This window comes from Candidatus Pseudothioglobus singularis PS1, from assembly GCF_001281385.1.
Taxonomy (GTDB): Bacteria; Pseudomonadota; Gammaproteobacteria; order PS1; family Pseudothioglobaceae; genus Pseudothioglobus; species Pseudothioglobus singularis.
In genome coordinates, this window is the sequence record NZ_CP006911.1 from 1,531,453 (window position 1) to 1,547,102 (window position 15,650).

Annotated in this window: 13 protein-coding genes; 4 read left to right on the forward strand and 9 right to left on the reverse strand. The window is 37.0% G+C overall.

The window, feature by feature from the left end; genetic code table 11:
* Positions 1-61: 61 nt before the first annotated feature.
* On the forward strand, positions 62-991 hold the full coding sequence (locus tag W908_RS07745; protein ID WP_053820626.1) for a Nudix family hydrolase: 930 nt from the start codon (positions 62-64) through the stop codon (positions 989-991).
* On the opposite strand, the gene W908_RS07750 is transcribed toward W908_RS07745, so the two are convergent.
* Together W908_RS07750 and yaaA are read right to left on the reverse strand one after the other, a co-directional pair.
* Positions 988-1,254, reverse strand: coding sequence for a glutaredoxin family protein (locus W908_RS07750; protein WP_038328893.1), 267 nt, complete (start codon positions 1,252-1,254; stop codon positions 988-990). The genes W908_RS07745 and W908_RS07750 overlap by 4 nt on opposite strands.
* Positions 1,255-1,347: 93 nt before the next feature.
* Positions 1,348-2,100 carry a peroxide stress protein YaaA gene (yaaA, locus tag W908_RS07755; protein WP_020023775.1) on the reverse strand — a complete coding sequence of 251 codons (753 nt, stop codon included), beginning with the start codon at positions 2,098-2,100 and terminating at the stop codon, positions 1,348-1,350.
* Positions 2,101-2,237: 137 nt separating this feature from the next.
* Here yaaA and gltB point away from each other — a divergent pair, with 137 nt between their 5' ends.
* Positions 2,238-6,755: a glutamate synthase large subunit gene (gltB, locus tag W908_RS07760; RefSeq protein ID WP_053820627.1), complete on the forward strand. Its 4,518-nt coding sequence runs from the start codon at positions 2,238-2,240 to the stop codon at positions 6,753-6,755.
* Here the strand turns inward: gltB and W908_RS07765 are convergent.
* Both W908_RS07765 and folA read right to left on the reverse strand, forming a co-directional pair.
* Positions 6,752-6,934: a DUF6726 family protein gene (locus W908_RS07765; protein ID WP_020023777.1), complete on the reverse strand. Its 183-nt coding sequence runs from the start codon at positions 6,932-6,934 to the stop codon at positions 6,752-6,754. The two genes, gltB and W908_RS07765, sit on opposite strands and share 4 nt — an antisense overlap.
* The gene (gene folA, locus W908_RS07770; RefSeq protein ID WP_053820628.1) at positions 6,931-7,419 is read right to left on the reverse strand and encodes a type 3 dihydrofolate reductase; all 489 of its coding nucleotides are present in this window, start codon (positions 7,417-7,419) and stop codon (positions 6,931-6,933) included. Before folA ends, W908_RS07765 begins: the two co-directional genes overlap by 4 nt.
* Before the next feature lie 56 nt (positions 7,420-7,475).
* Here folA and W908_RS07775 point away from each other — a divergent pair, with 56 nt between their 5' ends.
* Positions 7,476-8,066, forward strand: a complete 591-nt coding sequence (locus W908_RS07775; RefSeq protein WP_053820629.1) for a Maf family protein — start codon at positions 7,476-7,478, stop codon at positions 8,064-8,066.
* The gene (gene mfd / locus W908_RS07780; RefSeq protein WP_053820630.1) at positions 8,063-11,494 is read left to right on the forward strand and encodes a transcription-repair coupling factor; all 3,432 of its coding nucleotides are present in this window, start codon (positions 8,063-8,065) and stop codon (positions 11,492-11,494) included. Before W908_RS07775 ends, mfd begins: the two co-directional genes overlap by 4 nt.
* A gap of 46 nt (positions 11,495-11,540) precedes the next feature.
* Here mfd and W908_RS07785 read toward each other — a convergent pair whose 3' ends face one another.
* From W908_RS07785 to accD, 5 genes are all read right to left on the reverse strand, one after another.
* A complete protein-coding gene (locus tag W908_RS07785) occupies positions 11,541-12,152 on the reverse strand; it encodes a hypothetical protein (protein ID WP_053820631.1) in 612 nt (203 codons plus the stop codon).
* A 228-nt stretch (positions 12,153-12,380) separates the two neighbouring features.
* Positions 12,381-12,665 (reverse strand): hypothetical protein, encoded by a 285-nt coding sequence (locus W908_RS07790; protein ID WP_053820632.1) that lies wholly within the window; start codon positions 12,663-12,665, stop codon positions 12,381-12,383.
* A 134-nt stretch (positions 12,666-12,799) separates the two neighbouring features.
* Positions 12,800-13,798, reverse strand: a complete 999-nt coding sequence (locus tag W908_RS07795; RefSeq protein WP_053820633.1) for an adenosine kinase — start codon at positions 13,796-13,798, stop codon at positions 12,800-12,802.
* A gap of 33 nt (positions 13,799-13,831) precedes the next feature.
* Complete coding sequence (ispH, locus tag W908_RS07800) at positions 13,832-14,761, reverse strand: 4-hydroxy-3-methylbut-2-enyl diphosphate reductase (protein WP_053820634.1); 930 nt, start codon at positions 14,759-14,761, stop codon at positions 13,832-13,834.
* Between the two features lie 27 nt (positions 14,762-14,788).
* Positions 14,789-15,640, reverse strand: a complete 852-nt coding sequence (gene accD, locus W908_RS07805; RefSeq protein WP_020027098.1) for an acetyl-CoA carboxylase, carboxyltransferase subunit beta — start codon at positions 15,638-15,640, stop codon at positions 14,789-14,791.
* Positions 15,641-15,650 lie beyond the last annotated feature (10 nt).

Genomic DNA, 15,650 nt, shown 5'->3' on the forward strand with positions numbered 1-15,650 from the left:
CTCGGTCTCATGATAGCGGTGATAATAGAAAATAACTACAAAATGAATATATCTAATAGTGATGAGTCATAAAAATAAGAGCATTGAAGTTGTTGTTGGTGTGATGCGCAACGACAACAATGAAATATTTATTACAAAGCGTCAAATTGATCAATTTATGTCTGGGTATTGGGAACTTCCTGGGGGTAAAGTTGAGAATAAGGAGAGTCATTCTATTGCCATTATGAGAGAGCTCTATGAGGAAACAGGAGTTACTGTAAAGAATCACCATCTAATTCAAACAATTGAGCATCAATATCCTCAAAAGACAATTAACCTTTCAGTATTTTCTATTGAAAAATATGACGGGGCCCCCCTGGGAAATGAAGGACAAGAATTCTGCTGGTGTGGCATTGATAAATTAAAGGACTATAAATTATTACCCACAATGTGGAAAATTATCCATCGAATTTGTCTTCCAAAAAGCTATTGGATTACGCCAGATGAACACAAATCTGACTTAGTCATTAATCAGTGTAAACAGCGCCTTAGAGATGGAATCAAAATAATTCAGCTAAGAAGCAAATCTACTCTCAACAATACTTATATTGAGAAAATTTTTACATTATGTCAACTGAATCAAGCAAAACTTATACTCAATACGCCTAATAAAAGCTTTAAGGAAGCATGTGATGGTTGGCATCTCACTTCCAATGAACTGATGGAAATAAAAGAGAGGCCATTTGATGAAAAAAAATTATTTGGCGCTTCAGTACACAATTTAAATGAAGCAAAACATGCTGAGGATATATCTGCAGATTACATCAGCCTCTCACCGATTAATGAAACACTTTCTCATCCAAATACTGGAGTTTTAGGCTGGGAAAATGCCTCTGACATTATTAATCAATGCAAGACGCCTATATTTCTTTTAGGAGGAATGAATAAAAAATTGATGGATAGAGCATTAAGTATTGGTGCTCAGGGAATTGCTGGTATTAGAGGACTCTAGAGCTCGGAACCTGTAATCTCAAGAACTTTATTTTGGATATCCTCTTTGCTCATTTGCACCAACCCATCAGAACCACCCTTAACCAAAAGCGTGTCATTAACAAATATTTGTGGGACTGTCCTAAAACCTGACTTCATAAAGAAGTTACGTGCATCACTATCCTCTTGAATGTTGAGTGTCTCGTATTCTATATCTAGGTTGTCAAGATAGTTTTTGGCTCTTGTGCAGTAGAAGCAAGAGTGTGATGTATAAACTTTAATCATAAAATAAAAAAGATCAATACAGTTATTAAGAGCGCAAATGATACCAGTGTGAAGGCTAAAGAGGCCAAGCATCACAACATAAATATTGTGGCTTTATCCTCTCAAATAAACCCAAGTTGAATCGCTCGATAGATCTTTATCAAACCGATATCCCTCATCTGAAAAATCTTGAAGTGCTTCTGGGTTGTTTAACCTATTGCGGATAATAAAGTTAACCATTAATCCTCTGGCTCTTTTTGCGTATATTCCAATCACCTTGTATGAATCACCTTTTTTTTCTTTGAATACAATATCCAATATTTTGGCGTTAAGTGATTTTTTATCTATTGCCTTAAAGTACTCATTGGATGCAAGATTGACAATTAATTCATTCTCATCATCATTCAAAATATGACTTATATCAGACCCCCAGTAATCATATAGATCCTTACCTTTAGCATTACTCAGCTTTGTGCCCATCTCTAGTCGATAAGGTTGAATCAAATCAAGCGGTCTAATCACGCCATATAATCCTGAGAGCATTCGAACCTTATCTTGAGCAAAATTCAAATCCTCTGTTGATAGTGACGGAGCATCAATACCATTATAAACATCTCCCTTAAAAGCAAGAATGGCCTGTTTTGCATTCTCAAGAGTAAAAGGTATTTTAAATTTTTGAAAACGCTCAAAATTTAGTGCTGACAATTTTTCACTGATTGACATTAGTTTTGAAATTTGAGACTGGCTTTGATTCTTCAGAATGCTAACTAATTCATTGGAACTTTCTTGCTGTCTTGTTTGAGAAAACTTTTCGATATTACATTCAGAAAAATCTTGAGTTTTTGATGGAGAAATAATTGCCAACATATGCGGTACAAAAATGAAAAAGATTCTACCTTAAAATCGTTGTTATAACAACATAAGTAGGCAAATTTGGCCTTTAAAAGTAATAAAAAATAAGGTATGATGTGTGGTTTGATTGTATTCGTTTTAATCTCAATTTTATGAAAAATAAGCAATTACATTTGCCAAAAGCGCGTGGGCTTTATCACCCAGCCAACGAGAAAGAGAATTGTGGTGTTGGTTTTATTGCCAATCTAAAAAGTGATTCGTCTCATAAAATTACTCAAGATGCTTTGGAAATGTTAACTCGTATGGATCATCGAGGTGCCTGTGGATGCGAGGCAAATACCGGTGATGGCGCTGGAATACTGACAAACATTCCGCATGACTTTTTTATTGAGGAGATAAAAACCCTTTTTGGGTTAGATGTGACTGCGGGTAATTATGGTGTAGGTAATATATTTCTACCTCAAGATGAAAAAGAAAGAGATCTCTGCATGTCTATGGTTGAAAAAATGGTCAAAGATGAGGGGCAAACCTTGGTTGGATGGAGAGATGTTCCTGTTGACTCAAAAAAAGCAAATGTTGGTGATACAGCTCGTGACTCTCAACCAAATATCAAGCAGTTAATCATTCAAAGCACTGGTAACTTAAATCAAGAGAGTTTTGAGGGAGTTCTTTATGTTATCCGAAAAAATATTTCTCAGGTTATTAGAACTGATGAGTCTATCTCACAGGCATTACTTTTCTATATTTGCAGTCTATCGACCAGAGTAATCATATACAAGGGTATGTTAATGGGGTCTCAGTTACTAGAATTCTATTCTGATCTCAGTAATAAGAAATTTAGCACCTACTTAGCTATGGTGCATTCTCGTTTTTCAACTAATACCTTTCCTTCTTGGGATAGAGCGCAGCCATGCAGATTCATGGCACATAATGGTGAAATTAATACTCGTCAAGGGAACTATAACTGGATGAGAGCTCGAGAAGGTGATCTCAAAAGTGATATTTTTGGTGACAGTTTATCTAAAACCTTGCCTGTTATTGAAACTGAAGTTTCTGACTCAGGAAGCTTTGACAACGTTCTTGAATTTTTATTGATGAATGGACGCTCCCTTCAAGAAGCCATATTGATGATGGTCCCTGAAGCTTGGCAAAATGATAAAGAAATGAGTGCAGAGAAAAAAGCCTTTTATGAGTATTTTTCAAATGTGATGGAGCCATGGGATGGCCCTGCATCGATAGCCTTTACTGATGGGCGCTATATTGGAGCTGTTCTTGATAGAAATGGTCTTAGACCATCAAGGTACTACCTAACTCATGATGATAGAGTCATTATGGCATCAGAAGTTGGTGTTGTTGATGTGGAGACTAATAACGTCAAAACTAAGGGCAGGCTTAGGCCTGGAAAAATGTTTCTGGTTGACTTCAAAAAAGGACAGTTGGTAGACGATGAGCAAATAAAAAATAGTTTTGCATCAAAAAATCCATACAGTGACTGGCTCAAAAATCAACAAATAGTTTTATCAGATCTAAAAATTCATGGTGACTCAAAAGGTTTTTATCCTGAGACTCTCATTAGCCGACTTAAGGCTTTTGGTTATAGCACTGAAACACTTCAGTTCATGTTATTACCTCTAGTCAGTGAGCTTAGAGATCCTGTAGGATCTATGGGAAATGACTCTGCACTGGCTTGTCTATCCGATCAATCTCGAATCATTTACGACTACTTTAAACAACTCTTTGCCCAGGTTACAAATCCTGCTATTGACTCAATAAGAGAGGAAGTGGTTATGTCTTTGAGTTGCGCAATTGGGCCTGAGGGTAATTTACTTAGTAATATAGAGGAAAATGCTCATCGACTCGTGATTGAGCATCCCATCTTAACCAATGAGGAAATGTCGGCTCTGAAACATTGTGACCATCGAGGCTGGACCAGTAAAAGGATAGATATTACCTATGATATCAATAATGGTCATAATTTGAGTGACATGCTTGACTCAATTTGTAGACAAAGCACTCAAGCCATTGATGATGGTCATAGCCTTGTCATCTTGTCAGATAGAAAAATAAATGCTAATCGAAATGCTGTCAGCGCTCTTCTGGCATCATCTGCAGTTCATCGTCATCTGGTTGCAAATCACAAACGCACACAGGTTGGTATCATAGTTGAAACAGGTGAGGCTAGAGAAGTTCATCACTTTTGCCTTTTGACTGGATTTGGTGCTGATGCTGTTAACCCATATCTCGCTTTTGAGGCATTATGGCAGGCAAGAAGAGACAAACTAATTGATCTTGAAGATGATCATGCTGTCGTTAACTCATATCGAAAAGCAATTGCCAAGGGCATGCTAAAAGTGATGGCAAAAATGGGTATTTCAACGCTCGCTTCATATAAAGGAGCTCAAATTTTTGAGGCAGTCGGCTTATCGAATGAAATCATGCATAAATGCTTTTTTGAGACAGCGAGTCGAATTAGTGGAGTAGGTTTTGATGTGGTTCAAACAGAATCTGAAGAGCAGCATAAAAAAGCCTTTGTTACAAAGTCACTGGATAATCTTGGGCACTATCACTGGAGAAGTGGTGGCGAGAAGCATATGTGGGAACCTCAAACTATCACGAGTTTACAGCAGGCTGCTCGAGGAAATGATCAAAATGCGTACTGGGAATTTTCAAAAAAATCAGATGAAGAAGGCACAAGAAATTGTACACTCCGTGGCCTCATGTCTTTCAAAAATGGCAACTCAATTGATATTAATCAAGTCGAACCCGCAAAAGAGATTGTTAAGAGGTTTGTTACAGGTGCAATGAGTTTTGGCTCAATATCAGCTGAATCTCATGAATCACTCGCCATTGCCATGAATCGTATTGGTGGAAAGTCCAATACTGGTGAGGGTGGTGAAGACTCGAAGCGATGGACTCCAGATAAGAATGGTGATTCACGTCGCAGCGCTATCAAGCAAGTTGCCTCGGGTCGGTTTGGAGTCACTATTGATTATTTAAATAATGCGGATGAACTTCAAATCAAAGTATCTCAAGGTGCAAAGCCAGGGGAAGGTGGTGAGCTTCCTGGTGGAAAGGTTGATGAAGGTATTGCAAAAATTCGATGCTCAACTGCTGGTGTAGGCCTTATAAGTCCTCCACCACACCATGACATATATTCTATCGAAGACCTCTCACAGCTCATCTTTGATCTTAAGCGCTCAAATCCAGATGCCCGTATAAGTGTCAAATTGGTTTCGGAGGTTGGGGTAGGAACAGTTGCAGCTGGTGTCACTAAAGCCAAATCTGACCATATCGTTATTGCAGGTCATGATGGTGGAACAGGAGCTTCTCCGTTAACATCAATCAAGCACGCAGGCCTTCCTTGGGAGCTAGGAGTTGCTGAAACGCATCAAACTCTTGTCATGAATGATCTTCGTTCAAGGGTTGTCATTCAAACTGATGGTCAACTCAAAACTGGAAGAGATGTTGCTATTGCCGCGCTATTAGGTGCAGAAGAGTTTGGCTTTTCAACGGCGCCATTAATAACGCTTGGCTGCATTATGATGCGAAAGTGTCACCTAAATACCTGTCCAGTTGGTATTGCGACGCAAGACAAAGTATTGCGTAAAAAATTCACTGGCAAGCCTGAGCATGTCGTTAATTACTTATTCATGGTTGCCGAAGAGTTAAGAACAATTATGGCTGAACTTGGCTTTTCTAAACTAACCGATATGGTTGGAAGAGTAGATATGCTTGAGATGAATAAAGCTATCAATCACTGGAAGCAAGACTCAATTGATTTGAGTGCAATACTGACACCAGCTGAAAATCTATATAGAGATGCCGGAACCTATCAAACTATGAAACAAGATCATCAGCTTGAAGAACAACTGGATATTGATTTAATTGTCAAATCAAAAGAGGCAATTGAGAAAGATGTTCCAGTTAAATTTGACTCTGTTATTTCAAACGTTGATAGGGCGGTTGGTGCAATGCTATCTTCCCATGTTGTTAAATATAGGAATGGCAACAACCTTAAAGAAGATTCAATTCATATCAATTTTAAAGGGTCAGCTGGCCAGTCTTTCGGAGCCTTTCTTGCGAATGGAATTACGCTTACTGTAGAGGGTGATGCTAATGACTATGTTGGAAAAGGACTCTCTGGTGGCCGTGTCATCGTTTATCCTCCCAAAGATTCAACATTTTCATCCCAGAACGAAATTATTGCAGGCAATGTGTGCGGCTATGGCGCCACCGGTGGTGAATTATATCTCTCGGGTCAAGTGGCAGAACGATTCTGTGTTCGAAACTCTGGATTAGTTGCTGTTGTTGAAGGAATTGGTGATCATGGATGTGAATACATGACTGGAGGAAGAGCAGTTATTCTAGGAGAGGTTGGTCGAAACTTTGGAGCAGGCATGAGTGGAGGTATTGCTTATGTTTATAATCCAAATAAAACACTTGAAGGCAGAGCTAATGCCTCAATGATTGATTTTGATCCTATGGATAAAGCATCTGTTTCAGAGCTGTTTGAACTTACAAAGAAGCATTACAGATATACAGGCTCAAAAATCGCTGGCCAAATATTAAATAACTGGGATGAAGAGATACTTTGCTTTGTGAAGGTTATGCCGAAAGCCTTAAAAGAAGTTCTGGCTGCCCAAGACAAACAACACCTAAAGGCAATTTAAATAGGTATTGCGTCGATTACATCGGCGCTAGTCCCTAAAATACTATCAACCCCATCACCCACAACTGGAATGACTGAAATAACAGCGCCTGTAACTCTCATAGGCACCGTGACTACTTTGGTAAAAACGCAGCCCGATAAAAAAAGAATGGCTAAACTTAGAATAATTAGCTTGTTCAAGAATTTCTCTCTAATACAATAAAATGATAGGAGTAGTTATTTGCAATATCCTTTGGGTGAGACTCAGCGCTAACTTGGTGCCAACTTGAAACGTCATAAGTTGGGAAATAGATATCGCCCTCAAACTCAGAGTCAATCCTAGTGATGTAAAGACGGTTAACCTTTGGCAGTAATTGCTCGCATAAACTTGCTCCTCCAATCACCATAACTTCCTTTTCATTCTCAGTTAATAAAAGTGCATCGTCAATTGAAGAGACAACTTCACATTCAGGAATTATTATTTTTGTGTTGCGAGTAATGACAATATTTCGTCGATTGGGTAATGGCCGTCCAATTGAATCGTAGGTCTTCCTTCCCATCAATATAGATTTACCCGTTGTGATTTTTTTGAAATAGGCTAAGTCGGCAGGCAAGTGCCATGGTAGTTGATTATCCTTACCAATCAGCCCATTGTTATCCATTGCAACTACTATTGATAAGCCCATTAATTCAGCCCGATTGAAGTAAAATATTAGATTATTTTACAATTTTTAAACGCGCAGTGTCACTCATTCTAGCCTCATCATCTCCATTCAGAAGAGCTATTCTAGATAAACTAGGTTTGCCTTTCGATGTCATTGCTCCAGAGATTGATGAAATGAGAAAAGACAACGAGTCTCCATTTGATTTAGTTGTTCGCCTTTCTAAAGAAAAAGCTCTAGAAGTAGCTAAAACTCATTCAGGTCTAATTATTGCCTCAGATCAAGTCGCCACTTTTGATTCTGGCGAAAATGGAGCAGATGAAATTTTAACTAAGCCTGGTACTCATGAGAATGCTTTCTTACAATTAAAAAAAAGCTCTGGAAGGAATGTAAACTTTCTCACAGGATTAGCGCTCCTGAATACAGACACCTCAGAAATGCAGCTTCATGTTGAATATTACAAAGTAAATTTTAAGATACTTTCAGATAGTCAAATCTTAAATTATTTATCTAAAGAGGATACTCTCAATTGTGCTGGCAGCTTTAAGTCCGAAGGTCTTGGTATAGCATTATTTAACAGTATGGCGGGTGATGACCCTAACAGTCTTATTGGTTTGCCAACAATTCAATTAATAAATATGCTCGCAAAGGAAAATGTTCACGTCTTATGAGTATTGTCTATCCGCAAGAATCTGGGTCATTTTCCTCTGACTTAAAAAAAAATTATTGGGGATCATTATTTGGGTCCTCAGAAGCTCTTGCACTTATAGAGCTTGCAGAATCAAATCAATGTGTTGTTCTCTATATTGCGAGAGACATTGCACATCATGATGAAATTAAAAAAGCGCTTTTATTTTTTAGAACATCTATAGATATATTAGATTTTGATAGCTGGGAAGTGTTAGCTTTTGATCACTTCTCACCTCATCCTGACATTATTTCATCAAGGATTCATACCTTATCCAAATTATTATCTATCGACAGTGCAATTGTTGTTACAACACTTGAAACGCTCTCCCAAAGATTGTGCCCAAAGGAATACATTAATCAGTACAGCCTAAATTTAAAGACTCGACAGAGTCTTGAGATTGATTCATTTGTTGAAAGCTTAATTAAAATTGGATATAGAAGAGTAACAACTGTAATGGAGCCAGGAGAGTTTTCCATAAAAGGCGCACTGATAGATCTGTACCCTATGGGCGCAGCAAATCCATTCAGAATTGACCTTTTTGATAATGAGATTGATTCTATAAGGTCCTTCGATCCATCCACCCAAAGATCTATAGAGGTGATTGAGGAAATTCACCTTTTGCCAGCTAGAGAATTTGCTTCCGATAGTGCCAGCATTAATATATTCAAGGAAAACTATCTGTCTGAGTTTGGAAATACTGATGGCTTTATATATACAGAAGTCAGTGAAGGAAGATACCCTGGAGGAATTGAGTTCTATTTGCCATTATTCTTTAATGGAACAAATACTTTGTTTGATTACATTCCTAATAACTCAATGATTGTTTATCAAAAAGGGCTTGATGAGTTACTAGAAAATCAGAGTATTGAATTATTATCAAGGTTTAATTATTGTCAAAGTTCACTGGAAAGACTTCCCCTTCCAATCAATAAAGTTTTCGTGGATAGTAATGATTTTTTTAGTTCACTCAATGAAAAAAAACTAATACAAATACAGACTTCAAAAATACAGCAGAAGACAGGCCTTAATTTTACATCCTCAATACTCCCACCCCTCAAAATTGAAGCTCAAGCAAAAAACCCACTTAACAAATTAATCAAATTTATTGAGGGTTTTGAGGGAAGGGTCTTAATTGTATGCGAATCGGATGGAAGACAGAGCGTTTTAGTAGATTTGTTATCGTCATATAAACTGAATCCCACTCAATGTTCTGATTGGATTGATTTTATTAATCACAGCTCAAAACTCTGTATTACAAGTGCAAGTCTCAACGAAGGTGTTGTATTTAAAAAAATAGCAATCATTTCTGAGAATAATTTATTCGGTAAGGATGCTATTAAGCAAAGGCGTAGACGGCGAGCTAAACATAAAGATTTTGATGAAGCGATAAAAAGTTTAGTTGAAATTAAACTTGGAGATCCAGTTGTACATGAACACTATGGAGTGGGGCGATACCTAGGACTTGAAAGCAGAAGTTTTGATGAAAATCAACAAGACTTTCTCTCTCTAGAGTATGCAAATGGATCAAAATTAATGGTTCCAATAACCAGCCTTAATTTGATCTCAAGATATTCTGGTGTGAGCTCTGATCACGCACCTCTTCACAAACTTGGAAGCCAGCAATGGATAAAAGCAAAAAGAAAAGCAGCTGAAGCACTCTATGATGTGGCAGCCGAGCTACTAGAAATCTATGCTAAGAGACAATCTCAAAAAGGATTTTCTTATCCAGCTCCCAATGACTCTTATAGTTCTTTTGTCTCAAGTTTTAAATTTGAAGAAACACCTGATCAGCTTAAAACAATGGATGATGTTCTACTTGATATGCAGTCTGATAGGCCAATGGATCGATTAGTTTGTGGTGATGTCGGTTTTGGGAAAACTGAAATTGCAATGAGGGCAGCTTTTCTAGCAGTTGAATCTGGAAAGCAAGTAGCCATTCTAGTACCCACAACCCTATTAGCTAATCAGCATTTCCAAACTTTTAATGATCGTTTTTCAAAATTTCCCATTGTTATTAAATCTTTATCTAGATTCCAAGATGCGAGAGAACAAAAACAAATCAAGCTGAATCTAAAGGAAGGAAAAATTGATATTATTATAGGAACTCATAAACTGATCCAAGGTGACATTAAATATCAAAAATTAGGACTTATTATTATTGATGAAGAGCATCGATTTGGCGTTAAACAAAAAGAATCATTAAAAAAAATCCGTGGTCAAAGTGACATATTAACAATGACTGCAACCCCTATACCACGCTCCTTAAATATGGCCCTAGGATCTTTAAAGGAACTTTCAATTATTGCCTCACCTCCTGCAAAAAGAACAGCAATTCAGACTTTTGTAGATCAGTGGAATGACAATACAATAGTTGAAGCATGCTCTAGAGAGATTCATAGAGGCGGTCAAATCTTTGTTGTTCACAATGACATCGATTCTATAGACAATATGGCTGAGTCATTAAGAGTGCTTATGCCCAATTTAAAGATTCGAATTGCTCATGGTCAAATGCCAAGCAAAGAACTTGAACAAATAATGACTGATTTTTATCATCAGCGCTTTCAAGTCTTAGTATGCACAACAATAATAGAGACCGGAATAGATATCCCAAGTGCAAACACCATCATTATAAATAATGCGCAAAATTTTGGTCTTGCTCAGCTTCACCAATTAAGAGGAAGAGTTGGACGCTCACATCACAAAGCATATGCATATCTCGTCATAAAATCTCATCAATCTATTACTGAAAATGCCAAGAAACGTCTTGATGCAATTGCATCATTAGAGGAACTCGGCGCTGGCTTTATGTTGGCCAATCATGATTTAGAGATAAGGGGTGCAGGAGATTTATTAGGAGAAAATCAAAGTGGGAAAATTTCAGAAATTGGCTTTAATCTTTATCATGACTTATTAAAACGAACGATTCATGCCATTAAGAATAATAAACAGCTAGATATTAAAGAAGCACTTACTGAAGAGGTTGAGATTAACCCTGGTATAGCTTGCATTATTCCAGATACCTACCTTCCAGATGTTCATGAACGATTAATCCTCTATAAGAGAATTGCTAGTGCGAATAATGAGGAAGAATTGAAAGATCTTAAGATTGAAATGATAGACCGTTTTGGTCTTCTTCCAGACTCAACAAGTAACTTGTTCGAATCCTCCTCATTAAAAAACTACTCAAATGATATCGGTGTTTTGAAAATTAATATTTACGATGATAAAGCTGAAATTACTTTAAATGAAAAGAATAGTATCGACGCATCCAAAATTATTGGCCTTATCCAAACGAAACCAACCCAGTATCAATTAAAAAATCAAAATACTATCGTTATTAATGAATCTATGGAGCCTGACATGTCAAGAATTAGAAAGATAAGCAAGCTACTCAGTGCAATCGCTTAGTGTGATTAAATCAAAGAAATGAGGAGATGAAAAAGAGTCAAATACGCTATACCATTGGCACACTTTTGGGCGAAAAATACTTAATAGCTGGAACAATTACCAGTGCTGCAAAAAATAATACGACTAAGCAACCTAATAGGTCTCCGATTAGATAATTTTTTATAAACACTGTCGCGTTGATTTGCTCCATGGCTGCGTCTTTGGATGCGATATATGAATTTATAAAGAAAGAGCTAATGGTATTAAATAAAGCAGTAAGAATTGCTAAGAAAAGTAGGTGCTGAAAAACTACCTTACCCCCATCAAAAAAATTTGATAATTTAAAGAATTTCATACTAGCAATGGCAATTATTGGCGCAATCACAGCTGCAATATTTTGAACTATTGTATCTTGCGTCATCATCATCGGCGCAGAGTGAAACCAAACATCTGCAAAATGTGTTGCCAATAATGCTGCTAGAACAACTTTATAGTCAAACAATAAGAAACACAATGACATAGCACCTAATGGAAGCCAAATTAGGTTTCCAATATAAGGATAAGACGGTCCATTAATAAAGGTAGCAAATATAATAGCCAAAAAGGTAACAATTTGCGGCTGCAAAAATATTTTTAGATTATGGTATGTTGACTCACTTTTCTCAACATTTAAAGTCATGTCTTCTCCTACGCTTTTTAAGGTGTCGTTTCGATGCCCCTCACCTTTTTATATTCTCGCCTTTATATTGGCCTTGAACTTCTCCACTCTTATTAGTTCAAATTAAACAACTTACAAGCAAAACAAAAGCTTTTTTGCAAAAATGAAGTCGCATGATTTAACTTATTTCTAATGCAGAATAAAAAAAATACTAAATTAAGTCTACTCTAAATTTTCTAAATTTTAATATTATTTTTGAAAAGACAAAATCATCTCCCTCTTATCTTCAGAAGATTGATTTGCGCTAATAATACTATTTGATGTTAGAAAAAGAACTGCCCTTTTAATAGTGGATAAAGAATATTTTGAGAAGTATGGATCATTTTTAATTGAAGTAATCGTAACATGAGTATTAGAGGTAATATAAGAGAACACTGCTCTTTCTACTTCCGAGTAACCACTCAAACCAAGCTCTTTTTCACACTCATCAAGGGCCTGTCTAAGTTGGAATAACCTGTTAACCGCTTTTTTCATTTACTACCTCAAGCAATATATAAAGAAATTATAAATTACGTCACTTAATTAATTTAGTGCAAGTATACAATAATTTTGTACACCTGGAAAATCAATAAATTTCAATGAGTACTTACTTCTAATATATCAAGTATTTAGAGATTAAATTGTTGTTTGAGACTAATATACTCAATTGCTTTAATTCTTGGACCAAATTGACTTACAACCCTTGAAGAAGCGGCATTAGCAAAATCAGCAGCCCAACCAAAGTCCTTGCCCTGACCTAAAGCAAACAAAAAAGAGCCTGCAAACATATCCCCTGCACCATTCGTATCGACTGCACTTGCCATTACCCCAGCAGTTTGTATTAGACGAGTTCCATCAAAAACTAAGGATCCACCAGGTCCCCTAGTAATTGCAAAAGTCTTTGCATATTTTTTTAACTCCTCTGCTGCAGCCTCAATTGTGTGTGTCCCAGTGAAACTTCTGGCCTCATCCCCATTACAGAAGATGAGATCAAGACCATCATCGCCAATAATAGTTTTAATATTTTCAGAAAAAACTTCTACCACAAATGGATCAGAAAGGCTTAAAGAAGTTTTAACTCCATTTTGTTTAGCAAATTTCATAGCATCTCTTGCAACTGCAGTTCTTTGATCATCAGTGACTACATAGCCTTCTATGTATAGCCAGTCTGAGCTTGCTAAAGCTTTTTCATCAACTTCTCGATAAGAAAGCTCAAGGCTTGCTCCTAAATTTGTATTCATAGTTCTTTCGGCGTCTGGCGTAACCATAACGAGGCACTTGCCTGTTACCCCATTTGAAGGCTCTACCTGATGAAATTCAACGCCAGATTTGTTGAGGTCTTTAGCAAAGAAAACACCGACCTCATCATCTGCAACTTTACCCGAAAAGAATGTAGCAGAGCCAAACTGACTGGCAGCTACAACAGAATTACAGGCAGAGCCACCACAACTCATCTTCACAGGGATGCGCTGTGTTGTTAGAGAGTCAATCAGATATTTTTGTCGCTCTTCATCAACAAGTGTCATTAGGCCTTTACCAATTTCGTTATCACTTAGAAATGAGTCACTCACAATAACTTCTGTATCAACAATAGCTGCGCCAATGCCATAAATATCATATTTTTTCATTAACTTAGAACTCCAAATTGATTAATAAATAATTTATACTTTGAGTAGAGCTGGAATTGGAAAACTCACAGACTCTTCTGTACCACCGAGCTCGATAACTTCAGATCCACCATTAGACACTAGAAATGAAACAACCTCCTGAACCAATATCTCAGGCGCTGATGCTCCTGCAGTTATGCCAATAGAACTAATACCATCAAGCCATTCAATATCAATATCCTCAGGACTATCAATTAAATAAGATGGTTTACCTTTATTATCAGCAATTTCTTTAAGGCGATTTGAATTTGAAGAATTTTTTGACCCAATTACAATAAGGATTTGAGAATGCTTAATGACCTCTTTAACTGAGTCTTGACGGTTTTGAGTTGCGTAGCAAATATCACTCTTTTTAGGGGACTGAATATTAGGAAATTTTACTTTCAAGGCATCTACAATCTCATTTGTATCATCGACTGATAGGGTAGTTTGAGTTGTGAAAGAAATATCTCTGTCTTTTTGCAGATCTATTTTCTCAACGTCACTTATTGATTCAACCAAGGTGATATTATTATTTTCAGTTGCCTGCCCAAGAGTTCCTTCTACTTCGGGATGCCCAGCATGTCCAATAAGAATAACCTGATGATTATATTTTTGGCGACGTGTTACCTCTTTATGTACTTTTGTAACGAGTGGACAAGTAGCATCATAGATGATAGCGGAGATACCATTAGTCTCTTTTCTAACAGCTTGCGATACGCCATGTGCACTATAAATGACCACACTCCCACTTGGAACCTCAGAAATTTCATCAACAAATATAGCCCCTTTATTTTTAAGGTTCTTTACAACATATTTATTATGGACTACTTCGTGACGAACGTAGATTGGAGGTCCATGTTTTTCAATGGCACGCTCAACAATCTCGATAGCGCGATCAACTCCTGCACAAAAACCCCTCGGATTTGCTAAATATATCTTCAAAATTTAATACACAATAGTTAAAAAAAATTAACTAGCTGATGCTGGATGAAGCGCAGAGAGTATTTGAAAAATTTTATTTCTAAGCTCTGATCGAGGAACAATCATATCAATAGCACCCTTCTCAAGCAAAAATTCACTTCTTTGAAAACCCTCTGGTAACTCCTCACGAACCGTCTGCTCAACCACTCTCGCTCCTGCAAAACCAATTCTTGCGTTTGGCTCTGCAATTTGTATGTCACCGAGCATCGCAAGACTAGCAGAAACACCTCCCATCGTTGGATCAGTTAAAACTGAAATGAATGGTATTTTATTATCAGATAGTAACTTCACCGCAAGAGATGTTTTAGACATCTGCATTAATGAGAAAAGTCCTTCTTGCATTCTAGCACCACCACTTGCCGAAAAACAAACTAAAGGCTGATTATTCTTGATAGCTAGATGAGCCGCTCGAACAAACTTTTCACCCACTACGGAGCCCATTGACCCGCCCATAAAGCTAAAATCAAATGCAACTGTGACAATTGGCATGCCCTTTAAAAAACCAGATTTTGCAATGAGTGCATCTTTTTCTTTAGTCTTTTTTTGTGCATCTTGATAACGATCTTTATATTTCTTTTGATCTTTGAACTTAAGAGGGTCGACTGATTGAATATTTGGAGCTATCTCAACTTGATTCTCCATATCAAGAAAATCTTGAATGCGCCTTCTGGCAGAAATTCTTAAATGGTGATTACACTTTGGACAGACATATAGAAGGCGTTCAAGTTCCTCTTGATAAAGAACCCTATTGCACTCAGGACATTTGCTCCAGAGTCCTTCTGGAATATTTTTTTTAGCATTCTTGCCAATCGATGGCATTATTTTTTCTAACCAACTCATACTATGCCTT